This is a genomic window from Rudaea cellulosilytica DSM 22992 (assembly GCF_000378125.1).
GTDB lineage: Bacteria > Pseudomonadota > Gammaproteobacteria > Xanthomonadales > Rhodanobacteraceae > Rudaea > Rudaea cellulosilytica.
Genome location: NZ_KB899244.1, coordinates 1 through 23,255, shown reverse-complemented (window position 1 = coordinate 23,255; position 23,255 = coordinate 1). Strand labels below are relative to the sequence as shown.

The following is a 23,255-nucleotide window of genomic DNA, read 5'->3' as shown; positions in this document are numbered from 1 at the left end:
GAAGAGAGAATCTCCGCATTAGCGGCGACGCAAGTTCACCGGGCCACCGCGTGGCATTAGTCCTGCCAGAGTTTGTGCAGCGCCACTTGGCGTGGCTCGCGGCGGATTTGCAGGCGCCCTTGGCACCGAGCCGCTTGCGATTTCATCAGCCGCCCATTTCAAGCGCCGCGCGCAGTCGCGGACATCGGCGTGATAGGCCTCGATCATATCGTCGATGTTTTCCCAACGTCTCGGGTTTGATTTCCGCAGTTGTTCCGCACGCTTGCGCTGGGTGAGCGCATGTGGTGTCCGTGAATAGGGAGGCAGAGTCTGCAGGGTGACATAGGGCAACCCGTGCTCGTCGAGAAGCGTCAGGAACCTTGCGTCATCGTCTTCGATGAACGCGTCGAACTTTTTTCCGATCAAGTCCCAACGTGGATTGAGCTTCTCGCTGCGGTATGTTCCATACCCATAGTTGACATGGGGCAGAACACCGTTGGCTTCACTGCCGCGGATGGTGACCCGAATACGAATGCGGCGCATGTTGCGCGCGTCATCGATGGAACGCGAAGAACGCAGGGGCATCCCGCCGGACTCAAGAAAGTGTTCGATCACTTCGCGCGGACTGCGGTTGTACATTTCTGCATGCGCAGTCACGTTGTACGTGCTGATCGCGATATCAATGAAGTTTTCAAGCAAGTCTTGGAAGATCGGATAGTTCGATGCCTTCCTGGTAGAGATCTTCTGTTCAGCTCGACTTCTCGTCTCGGGCTCGAATCCGCCCGCAAGGAATCGCAGTACCTTTTGCTCAATTACTTTGAAGAACGCCTCGGCGTTCCCTCGGGTCTCGGGAATGCCGGCGACACCGAACCGATAAACCCCAAGTTGATGGTGCAGCAGAGTGCGTCGGGCATGCTTGGCAATGTGCGCTGAGAAGTTGTCCAGCGACAGTCTGAGTGGGCGGGGAGGTAGTCCGTCTCCCATGGTTGGCATCCACGCGTTGGGCAAGTACCGCATTTGTAGCCCGGTGAGATCGCGCGGTCGCCAAGGTGTCAGGCCACGTTCAAGGGTCTTAAGCAAGTCGAGCTGGTCGTACGACGCGTCAATGATCAGCGACCAGGACACGCATGCGCGAGATTCCTTGTCGAGCTCGGCGAGGAGCAACAGTCCTGAAATCGGCGCGAGCACGTAAGTGTCGTCTGGCAGCGGGACGGCGACGTACTGGTTCTTGAGATCAATGTAATGTCCATCAAACTGTATTTCGTCAAACGGGCGAATACCCGTTAGATCTTCCCATCTGGTCAGTGTTGTCGGAGTAGCGAAGGCCATGGCCTGTTCTGCGTTGCGTTTGCGCAACCGTTTGATGAAAGTGGCCAGCACCCTCCGTCCACCGTCCCGAGTGTTAAGTGGGTAACTATTTTCCAGCTCTTTCGCATTAAGAATTCGCTTCATCTCTGCGTAGAGACGGTCGAACGACGGACTGGTCCGTTTTCGCGTGGGCAGTGTGTTTTTGAACTTGGCTGCCAGTACGCCGATCTCCGGAATGGCCAAAACAAGTCGGGCCATCGCATGGGCCCGGCCTAAAATGGGAAGGCCGGTTTCCCGAGGCTGCGGATCGACTAGGCGTGCGCCGGGCATGCACACGGCGAAGCCATTGATGCCACCGCCGATGGCGGGTTCCATTACAAGGTCCAACATACGACTGAGTGTCTTGCGGTGCAGTCCGTATGCTTTGGCAACCTGATTGATCGTCGATCCTTCTATGAGTTCAACGAGCGCGTTGGTACGGTTCTGAACGGCTTGCTTCTCCGAATCACTAAGGTCCGTCATTGTCGCCGTGTCGGGTCGTGGCAGTGCCAGTAGGGTGGCAACCTCCGTGGTGGTGAAGCGCGGCCTCATAGCCAGACTCTCCGCTCAATCACCGTGCGACGGTTAAGTTCGTTACCCCGATCAAAGTCGAGAGCTCCTAGGTAAACGAGCTCACAGATCACTGCCTGGACGTCGGCGGGGTGGAACGGCGACAGTGCCACCTCAATCTGGTCAATGCGGGCGCGAGGTTGCAGGTCGAAATGTGCGAGGATTCGGGCTCGCAGCGCCAGATGGTTGCCAAGTGACTGGGCGACCTGAGTAAAAGCCAGCAGACGGTTGTTCTGCGTGATAGTCGCACCAGCAGCTCGAACGTCATGTTCAGTTACAAAACGAAGCGAAAGGCCGCCGTCTCGGGCAATAGCTAGATAGCGATCCGCCTCACGCGGCCGCGGGATGCCGCCAAGCGTCTGAACGCAATCAGCATCGGGCACAAGGAGTAGGAATTCTTCTAGGCCAGTAACTAAACGAACCCAGAAATCCAGTTCGACACTCTTATCTCCAACAGGTAAGAAGCGTGGTCGTTCTGTATAGGACGCCACCCAGGGATCGCACTCGAAGGCGAGTGCCACCGCGATGGCTGACAATCCGTCGACTTCGACAGGTCGTCCTTCTTTAACGGACAGGAAGCCGTAAACATCGCGCTTCTCAAATTCGCGTCGACCAAACACGCGTGGTTGGAAAGGGCGGGGGATATCCTTACAGAGCGGAGCGGTAGGATCAACGGAGACACGCATGGTGCTGGCTCTGTAGTCTGAGCCGGGAGAATCTGTTGAGAAAATAAACGGCATAGATATTCCAGGTTCGGCTAGGCGCAATGCGCTGCGCCAAGGGCACAGTGCCATCCGCACGCGATAGCGTGTGCGGAGAAAGTCTGGACTGAGAATGGAAGCGCGCCGTGCTTGGCCGACTGCACGTTAAATAGATGCGCCGCGCGGGAACGAGCGCGCTTTTCGACTGAACGCTAAGAAGATGGCTGCATGGCAGAAGATCCCGGTGAGCCTCGGCGAATGCCGGGCAATACTTGACCGCGACCCTTAAATGAGCGAAGCTATCTCGGTACCAGCCGTTTCAGCATCGCGGGACCCTGCCAGGGGTCCCGTTTTCATTTCCGGGTTCGGAAAGGACATTAGTGCGGGTGGATAGGCGCGTCTGAGCGATTAGGTCTCCTTAGTGCAAATTCTTAGGCCAGCTCTATGGTCTGCAAGAGCAGAAGGTGAAGACCTGAACTGGCCTCAACCAAAAATTATTTAAGCGATAGACCGTATCAAATTCTTTCAATGTCAGCAAGATTATAATTTTGCAACATCATGTTTTTATTGATTTTTCAGACGCTTTATTGCGTTTTCTAAAAACAGTGATAGAAAATTAGTTTTGCTTATACAGTCAATTGCTTACTTCGTTGTCTGAGTTAGGGTTTTTTCTGAATAACGAAAAATTGGACGATGTGTCGACGTCACGTACGTTGGTCAGGTGATCGAAAGCTGAACTATCGAAGCGAAGAAGCGGTTTTTGAAAGACTGAATCGACGCTCTCATGGATGCGCATGACGAATTTTGCCGGGATAAGTACAAGAAAAATTTCTGGAGTCAGATGTATCCTGGGAAATGGTCGCCTTGTTCGTGCTGGTTGCGTCGGATGAAATGGGCGAGAGCAGCACTGGATCTCTTTGGGCGGCCTGTTGAAGAGAACTCCGCTATCACCGCGACATCGATCCAGCGAGAAGTGTCAACGGCTTCAATCGTAGACTAGAACCCTTCGGCCTGTTCGAGCGCCAAATTATCGGTGAATGGATTCGGGGTTGATTGATTGCTCTGGCCTTCGTTGGCTGTGGCTGAGCAGTGAGTCGGGCGCCGTTGCAGAGCCCTCTTCTTCCACATCGACCGCTTCCATCAATCGCTGCGCTTGGGCATGGAATTGAACCTTGCTCTGACACGACCCCATTCGGCGGCAAATGGGACAAACGTCTTCTTCACCCCGTTCTCTAGCGTTGGCTCTGGTGAAAGTTGGTGCGGCTGGACGACGAGGACGCCGTCTTTTATTGCAAGTTCTACCTTCTGCCCAGCTTCTACGCCAAGCTGACTAAGGATGTCGCTCGGAATCGCCACGATCACCGAGCCGCCAGACTGTTCCAATTGCGATAACACCATAATCCCACCCTCAATGGAGGTGCGTGTGGAGCTATCCGCCCAAATAACACTACGATAATCGTAGTATCGCTGGCAAGCGAAAGTTACGAGTCTCGTAGCTCCCTGATTTGCGGAGCCGAGATGCGGCCTTTGGACCCCAAAGCCATCTTTTGCCGACGCCTGCGAGAGGCACGGCTGGCTGCGGGTTTGTCTCAAAAGCAGCTTGGCATCAAGGCAGGATTGGACCCGTTCGTAGCGTCACCTAGGGTCAATCGATATGAGGTCGGAGTTCATGAGCCCGACATGGGCATGGCGGCGAGATTGGCTTACGCTGCCTCCGTCCCACTGGCGTACTTCTACGCGGACGACGATCGTCTGGCTCAGGTGATCAAGGACTTCAAATCCTCAGGCTCAAAGCTTTCCAGGAAAGTTACTGTAGCTTCCAGCCGCAAGGGAAAAGCGGACTAGCCTAACTTACGCGAAAACGCCTGCCTGAATCTGCCGCAGCAGCTGGGAAACCCATTCGCGACCCGCGCTGTCCCCGAGATATTCTGCTGGTCGTCGACCGCCCAGTGCCGGCAACGGTTGATCAATCCATTCACCGAGCCATCGCCCTGCGTCGAACTTTTCTCTGTCGCCGCTCTCGGTGATCATCGCTTGTACTTGGCCGATCAGTCTCTGCATGCCGATGACTCGCTCGGCTTGGCCGGGATCGAGATTTTTGCTCTCTTCGATCTTTCGGAAAACGTTGCGGCGAGACAAACCTAGGGTGTTAATCACGAATTCCAGCTCGACGTGCAGATCGCCGGCGAGGTTGCGGACAAGCTTCGCAGGAAAGGGTTGATGTCGAATGCGCTTGGAGAGGTGAGCCAAGGTTTCGTGATAGAGCGTCTCATACGACGTCATCTAGGCGCCCTCCATCAAGAATGTATGGATGTGCAGCATAGTTTCATCGCTCCTCGTTGCCCATTTGTGATATTTCTCATGTGGTCGACCAGTCGGGCTCGATCTTCCCGGACAAAGCCGGATACGCTATACGCAGCGCCTGGCATCGACCTTGGCGTGATGGCGGAAACCCTTGGCTTCCGAATGAGAGTCGAACCAGTCCTCGATCAGCATGCTGATGGTGCCGTTGTGAGCAACGTTGCGTGTTTCGACTCGTGGGATCGGACCGCACGACTCGGCTTCGGCGCTGGGGAGATTGAAACCAGCGAGTGCATGTTGGAGCAGTACGGCGTCGCCGCCGTGATCGAAGATCACGCAGGGATGATCCATGCCGTTGAAGAATCGACGTAGCCGCGTTGTGAACAGCCGATCGTCCATGGCGTGCCGGCTGCGATCGAGCAACGGATACACGACATCGCACACGAAAGCTGTGGGTTCCACCGGGAGGGGATTGCGCTCGGCGTAGAACATGTGCTCGCCGCACTCGCTGATCAGCGCCAAGCTGACCAATCGCTGGCCCTGTGGATCGGCCCATTCGGTGTCGAGGAAAAGGTTCATGGCACCTCGTTGACGGCGATGACAAAGCAGGGATTGAACGTGTCATTTTCTGGCATCGCTTTTGGATGCCCTTCCATGTACCCCCGCGGGTTGCAGACAACCCGGCAATTCCCGACATAGTAGTCCAGCGACACGTGCGTGTGTCCATGGATCCAAAGCACCGGCACATCGAAGAAGTACGCGGGTAACTCGCTGGCATAGGCCGCGGATACCCAATCGCTCTCGTATTCTTCCGCCACAGAGTTACGATGTGGCGCGTGGTGGGTGATGACCACGGTGGGACCGTCGAAGGGCTCGGCGAGTTTGGCCTCTAACCATACGCGTTGCTGCCGATGGAATTCGAGTGTGTGTTCCGGCTTGAGCAGCGGGCGTAGTGCGCCGTCTTGGTCCTCGTACACCTGTGTACGAATCTGAACATAGTCATTCATTACCTGACGGCACTCGTGCATAGCCTTAACCGGATCCGATACCCGGCCGTCTGGCGTTTGAATGTGCAATGCGAAATCGGTCCACAACGTGCAGCCCAAGAAGCGCACGCCGCGGATGACGACCTCGTCGCCGTCGAGCACGTGCACGCGGTAGTCGCCGGCTCGTTTCATTGCCGTAAGTTCCGGCTGGACGCACTGTCCGTAGAACTCGTGGTTGCCAGCGAGGAACAATACGTCGCTGGCGCGACCGAACGTGGATTGCCGAGCCGCCCAGTGAACGGCCTTGACGCCGGGAACGGCTATATCCCCGGCAAGGATCACGACGTCGTAGTCGATGTCCTCCGGCACGACGAACGTTCCGAATTCGAGGTGAAGATCAGAGAGAACGAGAATTTTCATGGGAAGCATCAAACGAGGTGCGTGGCGGCCAACGGCGCGCTGTGCAAATGGGCTCGGTGGTGCCCCTGCCCGGACTCGAACCGGGATGGGCCGCTTATCTGGCGCTACGGGATATAAATCCGCTGCTCTACCGTTGAGCTACAGGGGCGCGATCGTCACGATCGTACCGATATTCGAAGGCGGTAGAGGGCAAGGAGAGAAGCCATACTACGTTTAGCGTAGCACAGTTTCGCGCTCGTCGAGCAAAGACGGACGCCGTATCGGCGCGGCCGTTGGCTGCTTACCACTACTTATCTTTTTGGTAAGTAGTGGTAAGTAGGAGGCTCGACTACCAGGGCTGCAAGAGACGAAAGCATCGTAGCGTTCCCATTGCCTGCGTCGCGCGGCAATGCTTCCTTGATCAGATTACTTCGGGTTCAATTTAATCACGCGTCGATTGGGGTGCATTATCGCAGGTAGGGCCGGCTCCACAAATTCTGTATTTAGCAGGCCAGGACGAGGAGAAGTGTGTGCTCGGCGCACGAATGCTAGGTATGCCCATCTCTGGCGCCGCAGGCGCAATCCGACTGCCTATACAAATCTTCACAAGCCACTTCTTGACAATTTTGCGGGGCCTTCCCTAAAGTTAAGGATTCGTTCAGAAACAGTCACTCAGGGGTTAGGCAATGGGATTGCGGAAGGGATGCGCCGTCGCCGCGCGCGCGACGTTTGGGGTGCTGTTTGTTCTTCTTTCGGGCAAGGGTCTCGCCCAAACCACTGACACCATCGTCAATTGGGCCTCCGCCGCACAAGGCGGGTTGGCTGTTACCTCAAAGACCAGCAACGCCTATCCGGCCTCCTCGCTCAACGATGGCGATCGTGTCGGTGTGACCTTCGGTCACGGCGGCGGTTGGTTGGGCAAGACCAACGGGTCCACGCCCGACTGGGCGCAGATCCGTTTTGCCCAGGCGCGGACAATCAACACCGTGACCGTCTACTCGCCACAGGACAATCTGGCGACAGCGAGCGAGCCCAACGAGGTGCAGACCTTTACCCAGGTCGGTGCCGTCGGGTTCGACGTGCAAGTGCAAGCCGGCAGCGATTGGACGACCGTTGCCCACGTCACCGGCAACAAGCTGATCAAGCGCACGGTGTCGTTTGTCCCGGTGAAGACCACCGCCATTCGCGTGGTCGGAACGGCCGGGACGAAGACCGGCATCGGTATCGTCGAGATCGAGGCATGGGGTGCGGCGGGCATCGACAACGTCGCAGCGGCCAGTGCGCATGCGGTGGCGAGCGCAAGCTCCAGCTACGGTCCGAACTTTTCGGCCTCCTCATTGAACGATGGGGTGACCAACGGAACCAACTGGGGCCTCGCGGAAAACGGCGGGTGGGCTAACAGCAGCGACGATGCGTTTCCCAATTCCGCCGAAATCGCCTTCCCGGCGATGCAGGTCGTCAACGCGGTCACGTTGTGGACGCTGCAGGACAACTACGCCGCAGCGTCGGCGGCGGACGACTCGACGGCCTTCACCCAGTACGGCGTGACCGACTTCGATGTGCAGGTGCTCACCGATGCCTGGGTAACCGTGGCGTCGGTGACGGGCAACAACTTGGTCAAGCGAACGGTGACGTTTCCGCCGACGGCCGCATCGGGAATCCGCGTGGTCAACAACGCCGGCTTGAACGGCTACGCGCGGATCGTGGAATTGCAGGCGTGGGGCGTACCCGCCACCGGTGTGGTTCGACTGACCGGCATGGAACCGCGCAGCGGGCAGGCCGGAGATACCGTCACGTTGTACGGTGAAAACTTCAGCATCGTGCCGCAGGCCAATGTCGTAACGTTCAATGGCGTCGCAGCGAATGTGCTGCGGGCCACCTCAGGTGTTTTGCAGGTTACCGTTCCGAAGGGCGCGACGACCGGCACGGTCGGCGTCTCGACCAACGGCTGGACTAGCACCACCGGCGTGCCCTTCACGGTGAATTCCGGCACGCAGAGCACGAACGGGACTTCCAGTGGTGGCCAGAGCGCGACGAGCGTGCGTCCCCCCCAGGCCATGCTGAACGGGGGCGGTCCCACCGTGACAAGCTTCAGTCCCGCCTCCGGCGTGTCCGGGACGACTGTCACGATCACGGGTACCGGCTTCAGCACCACACCAAGCGCGAATACCGTCTATTTCGGGAGTCCGACGTCCGGAGCGGCCAACGTCACCGCAGCCACAGCCACAACGCTGACAGTGACGGCGCCGTCCGATGGCAACATTGGACTGATTTACGTCACGGTAGGTGGAGTCCAAGCCTCATCGGCCGGAGTCTATGAATATCCGCCAGTGATCAACAGTTTCACGCCCACGAGCCGATCTGTGGGCGGCTCCATACTGATCTCCGGACAGTATTTCAATTTCGTCCACTCCGCCACGTTCGGTGGCGGGGCAGTTCAGAACTCGGTAGACGTGTCCGGCCAAACCGTCCAGGCCATCGTGCCCGCAGGGGCAGTGAATGGCCAGATCAGCTTGAGGTCGAGCACAGGTCTGGTTTCCAATCTCAGCTCGCAATCGCTCACCGTCGTTACCGCCACACCGGCCATCACCGGCATCAGTCCCTCAAGCGGACTCGTGGGTGCCGCGGTAACGATCACCGGCACCAATTTCAATTCGACGCCGGCCAACAACACGGTCAAGTTCAACGGCACGGTGGCCACGGTCACGGCGGCCACGACGACGAGTCTGACAGCGACGGTCCCAACCGGCGCGACGACGGGCGCGGTGAGCGTGACGGTGAATGGACTGACGGCGACCGGTCCGACGTTCACCGTCAAACTTCCCGCGCCGACGATCAGCAGTTTCACGCCAACCAGTGCGTCCCGCTTCAGCACGATGGTGATCGGCGGCACCAATTTCTCGCCGACCGCGGGAAACAACCAGGTGTATTTCGCCGATTCCTCCGGAAACCCGACCATCGTCGCGACGGTGAATTCGGCGACGACCAACAGTTTGACGGTGACGGTGCCGTCCAATGCGTTCACCGGTTACGTCCTGGTGGCCGTCACGGGAGCCGTGGCGTCGGTCACGAGCAATTTCCCCTTCATCGTGACCGTACCCACGCCGACGATCACCGGGTTCAGCCCGCAGATCGGTCCGGTGGGCACATCGGTGACGATCACGGGAACCAACTTCGATGGCACCACGCTCGCCAACAATGGGGTGACCTTCAATGGCACGTCAGCGGCGGTGACGACCGCGACATCATCGAGCTTGACCGTGACGGTGCCGAGCGGTGCCACCAGTGGCAAGATTGCGGTGACGGTTAGCAGTTCGCAGAGCGGCATCGCTAGCCAGATGGCCACCAGCTCGAGCGACTATACGGTCGGCAATCCACCGATCGCGATCACGGGCTTCAGTCCACAGAGCGGCCCGTACGGCACGCTGGTCACGGTGTCGGGAATCAGCTTCGGAAACTCTCAGGGCATCGGCAATCTCAGGTTGAACGGCCTGATCATCCCGCCGACGACGTGGTCGGACACGGCCGTGACCTTCACGGTGCCCGGCGGCACCACGGACGGGCCCATCACTGTGGTGAATGGCGCCGCACAAGGTGCGACGACCACCACGCCCTTCACGATCACCAATCCAACGCCTAGCATTACCGGCTTCACGCCAACCTATGGCATCCCCGGCGACACCATAACGATCAGCGGTAGCAACTTCAGCCCGAACGGCGCGGGCAACATCGTCAAATTCAACGGCGTCACCGCCTCGGTCGTGTCCGCCAACAGCACCTCCATCAACGCGTTGGTTCCCAGTGGCGCAACCAACGGCACCCTGTCGGTCACCGTGAACGGCAAGACGGGAACCAGCGGCACTCCCTTCACGGTTATTCCCGTCCCGGCCATCACCGGCGTCACGCCGGCGAGCGGCCCAATGAATTCCATCATCAGTATTGACGGCAGCAATTTCGATCCGGTCGCCGCGAACAATGTCGTGACGATCAACGATGTGCAGCAGAACGTTCTGTATGCCTCGGCCACCAAGCTGCGTATCCGGATCGCCATCAGCACGCAGACGGGTCCGATCAAAATCACGCGCATCGAACAACGCAACCCCTCCGTCACCGGCCCGACCTTTACCGTGACGGCTCCACCGGTGATTTCGAAAATCACTCCGGTGAGCAGCCCGACCGCCACGCAGGTGACGATTTATGGATTGAACTTCGACAGTGCCTCAACGAGCGCGAATGTCGTCACCTTCAACGGCGTCGCCGCTGCGGTGACGCGAGCCACCACGACCGAACTCGACGTGTGGGTGCCTTCACAAGCGACGACAGGCCAGGTCGTCATCACCAACCAGTACGGTCAGAGCAACGCCTCGCCCGTCGACAATTACGCCGCGACGTGGGCCGGGGCGACGGCGTCCGCCTCATCGACGGTCAATGCGAACTTTAGCTCCGATACCGTCATCGACGGTGATATTGCCGGAGGAGCCTGGGGACACGGCGGCGGGTGGAACGACGCGACGGCGTACGCCTTTCCCGATTGGATCCAGGTGAATTTCTCGGCTGCAAAGCGAATCAACGACGTTATCGTCTACACGCTGGGCGACAATTACCCGTCGGGCATCGATCCCACGGATCAGACGACCTTCGCCAACTACGGTGCGACGGCGTTCGACGTCCAAGCGCTGCAGGACTCGACCTGGGTCACGGTCGCCAGCGTCACCGGCAACAATCGGGTGAAGCGTCGCGTGGTATTCATGCCGGTGACTACGACGGCGATCCGCGTGGTGGTCAATGGCAGTGTGGACAGCCAATACAGCCGCCTTGTCGAAGTGGAATCGCACTACGACCCGAGCAATTTTATTGTCGGTCCGTTGCCGCAGGCTCACATCACTAGCTTCACTCCCACGCAGGGCGGCCCGGGAACCCAGGTCACGATCAACGGCGAGTACTTCGGCGACAACCCCGCAGCGTTTGGCAACGTCGGATTCTTCAACGGCCAGTCGGGCGGGCAAGCCGCACAGATCGTCAGCTGGAGCGACCTGCAGATCGTCGCCAGTGTGCCTATCGGCGCGAAGAACGGTCCGATCACGGTAGTGACGCCTTCTGCCGGAGTCGCCACCAGCACGAGCAGCTTCCACTATATCCCGCCGCCCGTGACGATCGACAGCAACGGTCTGTCGCCGCTGCATGGGCGTGTGTACTTCACCACTCTCACCATTACCGGTTCGGGGTTCAGCCCAGTCGCCGGCGATAACACCGTGACATTCTCCGGTGCCGCGCCGGTCAACGTTCTCCAGGCCAGCTATAACTGGTTGACGGTGCAGGTGCCCGTGGGCGCACAAACCGGCCCGGTCACCGTCGCCGTTACGATCGATGGGGTGACGCAAACCGCCACGTCGTCTTCGTCGTTCACGGTCGATACGACCCAGCCATTGGACTCGCGATTCCAGGGGCAGTCACCGTTCGGCTCGAATACGGTGATCAATCCCACGATGTATCCGCCCGGGACGAACCTGACGGCCACGGTCGTCATGCAAAACCGCGGCCTGACCACTTGGACGAGCGCGCAAAACATCTATCTCGCGGAAACCGATGGGCAATCCTGGGCGGGCGGCAATCGCGTCAATCTTCCGGCCTCGGCCTCGATCCCCATTGGAGGCACGGCGACCTTTATGTTCCCGGTCCAGGTGCCCGCGACGCCAGGAATCTATACCGTCCGCTGGCAGATGGCGCAGGACACCGGAACGAGGACGCTGTTTGGCGATGAAGCCAGTGCCGTGGTGTATGTCGGCCCGCCCTTGCCGGACGCGCCTGCGTGCGTCATTCAAACCTCGCCGTCGTCGACTCCGGCAATCGGAGCCGCGTCGATCCGATGGAACGCTGCCACGACCGGCACGCCCGTCGCGAGTTATCGCGTGGCCATCAGCGAGGACGGGCAGAATTGGAATGTCGATACGAGCCAGGGCTCGTCCGCCGGCACGACCTCGGCGACATTCAATCCGACGGACGGCGTAGGACATTACTATGCGGTTTCGGCGTGCGAGGCCACGCCTTATGCGTGTACGGCCTACGTCGTCGCGCGAAACCAAGTCTCGGGGTGCAGCCCCAATCCGCCCAACAAGCCGATCAGCCTCACTGCGACACCACCGAGCGGCGGGTCGAATGTCATCGGGTTGACGTGGGTTCCGGATTCCTCCGGCCCCGCGGCCACGTATTTCATGCTCCAGGTCGCCAATTCGGCGAGCGGTCCCTGGACTCTCGTCAACGGCCATCTTCCGCTCACGCCGACGAGCACGAGCTACACCGCACCCGGCAACGGCACGTACTACTTCGAAATCGCCGCGTGCAACAGCAACGGCGAGTGCAGCACCTACACCCAGAGTACTGCGGTGACGATCGGGGGCACCTCGCCCACGTGCGCGGGGTTGTCGGTCAGCCCGACCAGTGTGCGCTTCAATGTCGCAGGCACGTCCCAACAAATTACCGTCAACGCACCGAGCGGCTGTGTGTGGACGATCAGTTCGACGGCGACGAGTTGGCTCGGCTTCAGTCCGAGCGGCGGAACGGGGAGCGGAACTGGCGCCCAGGTCACTTTGACGCCGAATGGAGCAAACACGACATCGTCAGCGTACACGGGCGTGCTGAGCATCGGCGGCAATGGGGTTACGGTGACGGTGGCGGTGTCGCAAGATGGAACGGCGACATCCGGAGGTACTCTGAGCCTGCCGCCCGCAGCGACCTCGATCAACGATGCGGTCACCCACGATCCGACCGTGGGCACGATGGCAGGGCAGGCGAGTACGGATGGTGGCGCAGCGCAGTATCACGTACCGATCGTGGTGCCGCCTGGTCGCGCGGGCATGCAGCCGGATCTGGCGCTGGTCTACAACAGCCGCAGCGGCAACGGTGTGATGGGCATGGGCTGGACGATCTCGGGTCTCAGCTCCATTCACCGCTGTCCGCAGACGCCCGAGCAGGATGGGCAGACATTGGGCGTGGCGTACGCAGCGACCGACCGCTTGTGCCTGGATGGTCAGCGTCTGGTCAAGGTCGCTGGCACTTACGGCAAGAACGGCGCGGAATATCGCACCGAGGTTGATAGTTACTCGCGCATCACGCAGGTGAATGGCGACATCGACGGCAGCGATGCGGCGTGCTTCCGTGTCGAGCAGAAGAACGGACGTATCCTGCACTACGGCGGCGTCACTAGCGGCACGTCGTGCTCGACAGCCTCTGGCGCGCTTTCGCGCGTGAAGCCGACGGGAGCACCGGCAGCGCTGAGTTGGCTGGTCGAGAAGATCGAAGATCGGGTCGGCAACAACCAAAAGTATGCCTACACCGATAACGGCAACAGTGAGGTGCTGCTGAGCAAGGTCGAGTACACGGGCTACGGCACGACGAGTGGCGATCGGACCGTGACATTTGCCTATGAGCCTCGCAACTGTGATGAGATCACGCTGCCGTGCGGCGCCGCTGGAGTCAAGGACACCTCATCGAGTTATCTTGCCGGTGGCCTAACGATGCAGACACAAGCGCTGCAATCGATCACGACTGCGGTGTCAGGTACGACGGTGCGTACGTACACGCCAGTGTACGCGGCATCGTCATACAACCAGCGTTTGATGATGATGCGCCTTACCGAATGCGCGGGCAGCATCTGCCATTCACCGACGCAATTTACCTACAGCAACGGCACGCCCAACTTCTCGCTTAATGCGATGGCAAATGTGGGTAACGTGTTGCCGACGGGTTTGCAGGCGTGGAGTTTCGCGTCTATTGGTGATCTCGACGGTGACGGCACCCCAGAGTACATGGTGCTCGGATCGAACAGCACCGACAGCCAGACTTCTTCTTTCCTGGCCAAAGTTGCGGCCAACGGACAGATCACGGCCGTGGACATGACCGGCACTCCGTTCTATCGCGATCTCGCACTCTACAAGATCGCGCGTGGTGACATAGATGGCAGCGGCCGCACCGACTTCAGCATCCTGCCGGCTTACACCATCGACTCGAATGGCGTTGTGAGTGCGACTCCCGGCATGCTGCAATTGGGCGTCTGGGCCGGGACGACCGGTGCTGCTCTGAGCGCCGGTTCCACTCCCCTGGCAACGTTCAACAGCACGTTCCAGACGATCACCACCAATGTCCCCGTCGATTCGAACTCCGAAGTTTTCTTCCAGGACATGAACGGCGACGGCAAGCTAGATATCGTCGTGGTCGATAGCAACCGCTGCGTTTGGGTATACCTCAACACGCTTACGGGGTCGCTTGCCAGTGCAACTTCGCCGGTATCTTTCCAAAAGCAATTAGCGTCGCTGTTCTGCCTGACTAGCGTCAACGGCGGCGGCGGGACGAACGATATCACCACCCAAGCCATCGATCACATTGCAGATTTCGATGGCGACGGTATTCCGGACATTTTCATCACGGACAGCAATCTCTCCTCCGGAGCGTCGAATTTTGTTGGCGTGTATCGGACGGCGCTGTCTGGAACGGGAACCTCCGCCACCGTATCGGCCACTCTCACCGCCTGTGCAGCAATGGGCCTGACGCAGCTCAATGATTGCGCGCTTACCATTTCGAAACACGCCACTGGCGTGACGCGCTGGATGGACGTCAATGGAGACGGGCTCGAAGATTTAGTGATGGCCAAGCCGTCCGAGTGGGGCGGCGACCACAGCGACCAGTGGATCATCCGACTAAATCGGGGAGGAGGGACCTTCGCGGACCCCATCTATACGGGAGACTCGACGGGGCTCACTGACAAGACTTACAACGGCTCCTACCGGTATCTCAACAAACTTTCGCCGGTGGATATCGATGGCGATGGCAAACCCGACATTGTCTATCCGTCGAGTTTCGCGCTCAAAATGTGCACGGTGGCCATCGTCGGTCCGCTGAATAACAGCGAATGCCCGTCGGTCAATCCTACCGGTGCGTCCATTCCAGTGGGTCCCCCGACGGAAGCCGCGGGCCCAGTCCAATGCCTTGCACTGGCCTGTCCTGAGGATCCGGGATCCGGAGTGAATCTTCCCCCCAACGATAACGCCCCGGACTATCCGTACGCATGGGAGGGCCGTGTCGCTGCGGGACTCTACACATCAAACACGTTCGGCGGCGCGCAGGCCGATCATTCCGCTTATCACCTCGACATGTTGAAGTTCGTTCAGAGCGATTCGACTACGTTCACCGTCCAGAGGGTGCCAACTTCTCTCGTGTCGGGGGTCAACAACACGCGTGACTCTTCCGTATCCAACGATATGGGAGGCACGGGGCTCGAAACCGTCCCGGCACTCTTGGGATGTTCTGGAAAGCCTCTTGTCATCAACAACCAGGGAACGAACACCTACTACGCCGTTTGCGATGTGGTGGACGGCGACTTCGGCCCGCAATATCTACCCGACGGCGCAAACGGAGCAAACGGAACTCCAACCAGTAACTTCCAGCCCAATCCGAAGTCGGCTAGCACTGCCTCGGGGATTTCGTCCACCGTCACCCTGTATGCCAACTTCAATCAGGGCGCGTCGCTACCAGGTCAGGCGCCTCGTTCCTCCTTGCCCTCTGGTCTCAACGGTGGATGTTCGAGTTACGCCCCCTTGCCAGGACTGATGTATTCCGCGACAAACGGTTTGGGTGATACGGCGGTCTGGGACTTCGACACCCTGGCGGAAGCGTTTTTGTGCACGCGGGATGGCGTAGCCGAGTATCAGGTAGACGGCACTTACATCGATAGCAGGCACTACTATTTCAGTAGCAGCATGCCAGTGGTGAGCACAATGTTGCAGTCGAACGGCATCGGTTCGTCTACGGGATCGCGAAGTGCGATCTATAGTTACGGCGATGCGATGTACAACCACTATGGCCGCGGTTTCCAAGGCTTCCGCACGATCACGGCGGAGAACGTATCGAGCGACGCAACCCGGCGTCTGCAAACCACCACGACGTTCAACCAAAAATTCCCGCTTGTCGGTCGCATTCAGCAGGTCAACACTCAGTCTGCGCCCAGCGCCAACCTGGGCAGCCATACAGTGCATTCGGAGATCAATACCTACACCTGCAATCTGACGAATCGCCAGGATTGCACACAGATTGTCGGAGACAATCTCGTGGTGCCGACAGGAAATACGGTCTATCAAGTTCTGCTCGACAACCAGACGGCGGCGGAATTTGATTTGACCACCGGCAACCAGAGTTCGCACACAGCCACGGTGAATGCAGCGACGACGACTGGTGGTTTGTCTGGGTGGGACGGCTACGGCAACCTGCTCATCCAAACGGTGACTCGCTACGACGACGCGTCCGGCGGACAGTTCGTCAGCAGCCACGTGACGACGACGGCCAACACCTACGATTCCACGAATGTGTCCAATTGGTGGATTAACAAGCTCTCGCAAAACAGCGTGACGGTCTCGATGAGCTATGTCGCCGGCGTCACGCCGCCGACCGGTACGGACCTCAGCTCCAAGACGGTGGCCACGCAATTTAGCTGGAACGCCGACCGCACGCCGGCCACAAAAACCGTTCAGCCGGGCGTCGCTAACCAGCAGTCGACCACGACTTACAGCTATCCGGCCTCCAGCTACGGTTTACCTACCCAGGTGGTGGTCAATGCTCCGGATCTCGCTGCTGCACTGAGCCCGACCCGCACCACAAGCTATACCTACACCAAGAGCGGCAGCACCGCAGAAGCAGACGGTTATTTCGTCTATACCAAAACGCTCGACCCGAACGGCCTGAGCCAGACCGTAACGACTCAGGTCCAGCCACGCGATGGCCAGATAATCCAAGCGAAGGATCCGAACGGAATCCTGACGAGTACAGTCTACGATGTGTTCGGTCGCGCCACGCAAATCACGCACCAGACTCCGAGCACTGCTTCGCCCCCGAACGCCAACATCGAGCCGCCGATCAACATCGCGTTGACGAACTGCGCCGGCGGTTGTGCGGGAGTCGGTAGCGATGGCAACGAGGCCAACGTCGCATACCGCGCAGTCAGCGCTCAGTTAGGCTACCCGACCAAGGTCGCCTGGTTCGACGTGCTCGGTCGCAAGGTGAAAGAAGCCCAAGCCGGCTTTAGCGGCACAACGAACGGTGTTACCCCGGCACTACAGTATTCATTCAGCGCCACGCTGACCAAGTATGACGAGAACGGCACGGTGTCGATGCAGGGCACGCCTTACTATGTCGGCGTCGATACGCCGAACTACACCGAGCTCGGCTACGACGCATTGAATCGCGTCACTGCCAAATCGTCGCCCGCCGCCTGCGGCGGAACGATGGACACGACCTACGCCTACAAGGGGCGGCAGACCAACATCACAGTCAGTGCCAACGCTTGCACCGACGGCAGCCCAACGAATCCGACGATCTACATGAGCCGCAGCACCAACGCGCTGGGCCAGCTGATGCAGACGATCGACGCGAACGGAAACTCGAACTTCACCAACGGCAAGACCACGCGCTACTGGACTGAGCCCCAGGGTCATGTCGCAGCGATCAAGGACGTGGAAGGCAATGTAACGAAGGCGAGCTACAACGCACTAGGCCAGCGCACGCAAAGCATCGACCCGGACCAAGGTACGTGGAACTTCACTTACGACGCGTTCGGCGAACAACTGACGCAAACCGACGCGCGCAGTGTCGTCACCACGATCAACGGCCGCGATGCCCTGGGCCGCGTGACGCAACAACAACAGGTATCGCTGCCGAGCAGCGCTGGTCTCGATCCACAAAACCTGCTCGATACCTGGACCTACGATCCGGTCAATGGCATCGGCCAGGTGAATACCATCACGCGCCAACGCGGCACGAGCGCCACACTGACCTTAAACCCGACGACGTGGAGCGAGACCTACGGCTACGACAGCGCCACGCGCCCGACCAGCACCACCACGACGATCAACGAGCCGGGCAGCACGCTGAACCTGGCCAGCTCGACCACGTACGACGGCACCTACGGCAGGGTGGACACGCAGACCTACCCGGCGTTGCCGACGGGCGGTGCCGGGTTGAGCGTGAAACACACCTACACGGCCTACGGCCAGCTCGACGCGCTGAGCAATGCAACCACCAGCTACGTGTACTGGACCGCGCAGGCGCAGAATGCCTGGAACCATGTCACGGCTGAGCAATATCCCGGCGTGATCACGGGCAGTCACGCAGACTATGCGGTGACCGGCCAGGCGTATACGTTGAACTGGAGCGGCTCGGCCATCGATGCTCTTCTTTACACCTACGATGCCTTCGGCAACCTGGCCACCCAGCAGCGCACAGTGGGCAGCAGTACGAACACGGAGACGTATTCGTACGACAGCCTGCAGCGCCTCACGTCGACGAATCGGGCGAACGGCGGACTAGTTGGCTACAGCTACACGGACAGTGGCAATATCCATAGCAAGACTGACAATGGCACGGCCAACTATACGTATGCCGGCGCAGGCAGTGGCTGCGGCCCGCATGCAGCCACCTCGGCAAACGGACTGAGCTACGGGTGTGATGCCAACGGCAACGTGATCAGCGGGGCGATCAGCGCGACCTACGATGCCGACAACCATCCGACGAGCATCGGTCGCGGCACCGGTTCGATGCAGTGGACGTACTCGACGAACGCAAGCATGACCACGGAAGTGTCGAGCCGCGGCATCCGCTACTTCGGGCCGAACGGGTACGAGCAGGTCGGCACTGGCACGGGGGCCACGCAGGTGCACGAGCTGGGGCCGGTGATCGTAAGTCGGACGAATGGCGTCGACAGCATCAGCGTGGTGCTCAGGGACCGCCTGGGCAGCACGATCAATGTGCTGGACAATAATACGCCGACGACGCGGATGTACGACGCGTTTGGCAAGGCCAGAAACGGGGACATGAGCGATCGTGCGGGCGGGACGCTCAATCTAGGCGATACAATTCATGGGTTCACGAAGCACGATCATGCGGATGATGTGCAGCTCATCCATATGGGCGGGCGGGTCTATGACTATCAACTTGGTCGCTTCTTGCAAGTCGATCCGTTCATCGCCAACACCACGGGTTCTCAAGCGCTGAATCCATACAGCTATGTGGGCAACAACCCGCTGTCAGGCAAGGACCCGACGGGGTACAACGTCGAAGATCATTGCATGGGGGATGCGTTGTGCCAGGCGGCAAGTGATCGCACCTTCCTGGCCGGTGAGATCGGAAAGCTTCGAGGCTCCTTGACTTACGGCGGCGCGCCAGCTGGCACGGGGCCTAAGTCCAACGGCAACGATCAGGATTCCGATGTCAACGGAAATTTGAAATCAAACAAACAGCTCCCGATTGTCACTGTCGGCGCGATTCGCGAAATGGTCGCGAATGGCAAGAAAGTCGCGATGGAAGAGAGAGACGAGGCCGAGTCGGAGGCGAATACTCCGATGGGACAAAGAGCACGGGCGCGTGGTGAATCGTATCTGGGAGAGTTGCTTAAAGAAGCGCTGGCAAAGCAAGCGTTGAATCAAGCAAAGCGAGCCGACCCAAATCTCCGCGTAGAAGACACGATCGGGGAAGGCGGTCAGGCCAACAACCCGATTGATCAAATGGACGTGTTGAGGGCGAGGGAGCAAGCGACGATAAATAATCTCAGAAGAACGGCCTCGGAATTGACCCCCGAGGAATTAGAAGAGTATGCAAATAAACCAGTAAATGACACAGGACTATCAGCAGCGGCTCGGGCTTGGGACAAACATGACACAAGCCGCCCAGGAGGTACCTTCCCGCCGTTGACAGGAGGGGTAATGCACAAGAATGCTGTTGCGGGAAGCTTTGTTAGCTATGTTATTAGGAGTGACGATGCTGTTCGAACTGAACTTACCCGAGGTGGGGTTGACTTCAGATTGCCGAGTGGTGCGGGAGTTAGATTTGATGCAAACGGCGCAGTTGGGTTCCTAGACCCACAAAATCAAAAGCCATAGTTGGAGAATTTATGGGCGATTTCACGATGACCTTCGTTAGTGAAGAGGGACGAGAATATCTCGTCCTAGAGGTATGTTTTAGAAGCCAGAGACTATTCCAGATCAGCAAGGAAGACGAAGACGAGGCTATGCAAATCGAATTTCTTACTGACCTTTATTTGTTAAAAGAGGAAGTGAAGTTGAAATTCTCTTTCTCGGATTTCGAAAAGGCCCTTGAAGATGCAAAATCGACATTTCTGCGGGCAAGAGACCGTTAGAGACAATAGTCGCAGGTAGGGGACCATCAACAAAAGTTGGTTCGGAGCACTATCCGGACTACTCAAAGTCAACGCCAAGCTGTAAGTGACTCGCGAAAAATCCGATTTTTCATTAGAAGAAAGTGACGGAATAATTATCCGTTTGAATTGGGCTCCCTCGTCATTGGCTGCGCGATGATGCCGAGGACCTTGCGTGGCCTTCCGCGCGGGCGTACGGCGACAGGGCGATTGAGAGTCTTGGCCACCATGGCCTGGAAACGCGGACTGCCGAGCGCGCGTTCTTGCTGCAAGTGTGTGCGGATTGCGGCAAGGTCTTCATCGGCTACACCGGAACGAAGCCACTTGCCGTAGGCTTCGATCCGCGCGTTTTCATCGGTGCCGAGTGCAGTATAGACGGGATGAGGGATCACACAGGGATCGGAAGCGAGTCCCAGGTTCGTGCGTGCGCTTGACCAGATATAACGCTCCGGCGCATCGACCATGGCAGCACGAACCGGGTTGAGGTCGATGTAGCGGTAGACGGTCAGCAGGTATCGTTCGGTATCGACCAGGCACGAACGGAAGCGGCTTTCCCAGAGCGTGCCGGTTCGATGATGGCGTCGGTTGAACGCTAATACGTATCGCTGGTTGAGCAGTCTCATCGCTGCAGCCAGATCGCCAGCGCGGATGGGAGTGACGAGCAGATGGACGTGATTGCTCATCAATGCATACGCGTGGACACTGATGGCGTAGTTTGCCGCGGACTCCGCCAGCAGCTCGCGGTAGAGTTCGCAATCCTCGTCGTCGATGAAGGTAGCGGCTCGATTCACGCCACGCTGCGTGATGTGAAGCGGGATACCGGCTATGACCAGACGAGGGCGGCGCGGCATGGTAGCAGGAGGCAGTGACGGGACCAGAGCATGGTTCATGGCCTCTTCCGCGGCACCCGAGAATCGTCGCGCCGATGTGTAGGAAAATGCTGAAATCCAAACGGGTAATTACTCTGTCACCTTTCGCACCGCACCTTTCGCGCCGGCTTGGGCTTGAGGGACTCCCGAGCGCACGTTCCTGCTGCAAGTGTGTGCGGATTGCGGCAAGGTCTTCATCGGCTACACCGGAATGAAGCCACTCGCTGTAGGCTTCGATCCGCGCGTTTTCATGGGTGCCGAGTGCGGTCAGAAAGGTGACAAGTAATTTCCGTTTGAATTTGGCTCCCTCGTCGTTGGCTTCACTATGAGGTCGATGGCCTTGCGCGGTCATCCGCGCGGGCGTACAGCGGTTTGGGGCCCAAATTCATAAGCATGTCTCAGATTATTCACAAACCTCTTCTTGACAATTGCAAGGCTTTCCCTAGAGTTTAAAGTTCATTTAGAAACAGTCATCTAGGGGTAAAGCAATGGGATTGCGGAAGGGATGCACCGTCGCGACAAGAGCGATGTTAGGGCTGCTGTTTCTGCTTCTTTCGAGCCAGGGTTTTGCGCAAACGGGCAGTTCGATCGTCCACTGGGCCGCGTTCGCTAATGGCGTCGCAGCGGCAGTCGGCGGCCCCACTATCACCAGCTTCAGTCCTGCTTCGGGTCCACCGGGTACGGTGGTCACGATCAACGGCACCGGGTTCAGTGCGACAAAGAGCCTGAATACCGTGAACTTCGGCGGCCGGACAGGACCGACGGCCACAATCCAAACGGCTACGACGACTCGCCTCACTGTGGTCGCGCCGAGCGGGGCCACGAACGGATTCTTCTGGGTCACGGTGAGTGGGGTGCAGGCCTCGTCGCCCTCATCCTACTTGTACCCACCCGTGATCAACTACACCGATCCCACCAGTGGGGCGGTGGGCAGCACCGTCACGATCTCAGGAAGCAATTTGACACCAACCGCACACGTCACGTTTGGCGGTGGTGTCGTCCAGAATTCCATTTATTCTGTTCTGGATCAGAACAACATTGTCGTCATGGTTCCTGCTGGCGCGCAGACGGGTCAGATCACGCTGACCACGAATTCCGGTCTAATTTCGAACGCCAGTCCCTCGTTTACGGTGATCATTCCAGCGCCGACTATTACGGGTATTAATCCAACGAGTGGTGTCGTCGGAACGACGGTAACGATCACCGGTACGAACTTCAGTCCCACGGCTGCCAACAACAGTGTGAGCTTCAACGGCACGGCGGCGACGGTGACAGCAGCGAGCACGACGAGCCTCACTGTGACGGTGCCTGCTGGCGCGACGAGCGGTGCGGTCGCCGTGACAGTAAATGGAATGACGGCCACCGGTCCAAGTTTTACCGTTTTACTGCCCGACCCCACGATCAACGGTTTCAGCCCGAGCAGCGGACCATGGGGCACTTCGGTCGTCATCAGCGGCACCAATTTCTCTTCGACCCCGACGAACAACCAGGTGTATTTCACCAACGTGCCCAACGGGGCCGCGGCGTTTGCGACCGTGACGGCGGCGACGCCGACAAGCTTGACCGTCACGGTACCCAATACTGCCATCAGCGGTCTGTTCACTGTATCGGTGACGGGAGCGGTGAACTCGGCGACGAGTCCATTGGCGTTTTCGGTCACTGTGCCGGTGCCGACGATCACGGGCTTCAGTCCATCGATCGGTCCGGTGGGCACGTCGGTGACCATCACGGGAACCAATTTCAGCGCGACCGCAGCCAACAATGTGGTGAAGTTCAATGGCACCGCAGCCGCGGTGACGGCGGCGAGCGCGACGAGTTTGACGGCCACGGTGCCGAGCGGAGCAACAAGCGGCAAGATCTCCGTTACGGTCAGCAGCTCGCAATCGGGTATCAACAGCCAGACAGCGAC

General features: G+C 58.9%; 11 protein-coding genes and 1 tRNA gene. 4 read left to right on the top strand and 8 right to left on the bottom strand.

Translation table 11 applies throughout. The annotated features are described in order from the left end of the window. Window positions 1–18 precede the first annotated feature (18 nt). The 3 genes from F455_RS0116695 to F455_RS21260 form a co-directional block, all read right to left on the bottom strand. Window positions 19–1,878: a hypothetical protein gene (locus F455_RS0116695; protein WP_018974459.1), complete on the bottom strand. Its 1,860-nt coding sequence runs from the start codon at window positions 1,876–1,878 to the stop codon at window positions 19–21. Further along, complete coding sequence (locus F455_RS23105; protein WP_157578979.1) at window positions 1,875–2,582, bottom strand: hypothetical protein; 708 nt, start codon at window positions 2,580–2,582, stop codon at window positions 1,875–1,877. Before F455_RS23105 ends, F455_RS0116695 begins: the two co-directional genes overlap by 4 nt. Before the next feature lie 1,155 nt (window positions 2,583–3,737). Then, a complete protein-coding gene (locus tag F455_RS21260) occupies window positions 3,738–3,995 on the bottom strand; it encodes an AbrB/MazE/SpoVT family DNA-binding domain-containing protein (protein WP_018974457.1) in 258 nt (85 codons plus the stop codon). Window positions 3,996–4,115: 120 nt separating this feature from the next. On the opposite strand from F455_RS21260, the gene F455_RS0116680 reads away from it, so the two are divergent. Beyond that, a complete protein-coding gene (locus F455_RS0116680; RefSeq protein ID WP_018974456.1) occupies window positions 4,116–4,442 on the top strand; it encodes a helix-turn-helix domain-containing protein in 327 nt (108 codons plus the stop codon). A 6-nt stretch (window positions 4,443–4,448) separates the two neighbouring features. Here the strand turns inward: F455_RS0116680 and F455_RS21255 are convergent, their stop codons facing one another. The 4 genes from F455_RS21255 to F455_RS0116660 form a co-directional block, all read right to left on the bottom strand. After that, window positions 4,449–4,880, bottom strand: a complete 432-nt coding sequence (locus F455_RS21255) for an antitoxin Xre/MbcA/ParS toxin-binding domain-containing protein (protein ID WP_018974455.1) — start codon at window positions 4,878–4,880, stop codon at window positions 4,449–4,451. A gap of 126 nt (window positions 4,881–5,006) precedes the next feature. Continuing rightward, entirely contained in the window at window positions 5,007–5,477 is a 471-nt protein-coding gene (locus F455_RS21635; RefSeq protein WP_018974454.1) for a hypothetical protein, read from the bottom strand. After that, complete coding sequence (locus tag F455_RS0116665) at window positions 5,474–6,304, bottom strand: metallophosphoesterase (RefSeq protein WP_018974453.1); 831 nt, start codon at window positions 6,302–6,304, stop codon at window positions 5,474–5,476. The genes F455_RS21635 and F455_RS0116665 overlap by 4 nt, the downstream gene beginning before the upstream one ends. Window positions 6,305–6,361: 57 nt before the next feature. Then, a tRNA-Ile gene (locus tag F455_RS0116660) sits at window positions 6,362–6,452 on the bottom strand. Window positions 6,453–6,969: 517 nt separating this feature from the next. Here F455_RS0116660 and F455_RS0116655 point away from each other — a divergent pair. Continuing rightward, complete coding sequence (locus F455_RS0116655) at window positions 6,970–20,202, top strand: IPT/TIG domain-containing protein (protein ID WP_018974452.1); 13,233 nt, start codon at window positions 6,970–6,972, stop codon at window positions 20,200–20,202. 11 nt (window positions 20,203–20,213) lie between these two features. Next, the gene (locus F455_RS0116650; protein WP_018974451.1) at window positions 20,214–20,459 is read left to right on the top strand and encodes a hypothetical protein; all 246 of its coding nucleotides are present in this window, start codon (window positions 20,214–20,216) and stop codon (window positions 20,457–20,459) included. Window positions 20,460–20,593: 134 nt separating this feature from the next. Here the strand turns inward: F455_RS0116650 and F455_RS21245 are convergent, their stop codons facing one another. Then, a complete protein-coding gene (locus F455_RS21245) occupies window positions 20,594–21,328 on the bottom strand; it encodes a transposase (RefSeq protein ID WP_051084230.1) in 735 nt (244 codons plus the stop codon). 506 nt (window positions 21,329–21,834) lie between these two features. Here F455_RS21245 and F455_RS23680 point away from each other — a divergent pair. Beyond that, window positions 21,835–23,255, top strand: a 1,421-nt coding sequence (locus F455_RS23680) for an IPT/TIG domain-containing protein (RefSeq protein WP_211212345.1), incomplete at its 3' end; no start/stop codon positions are given.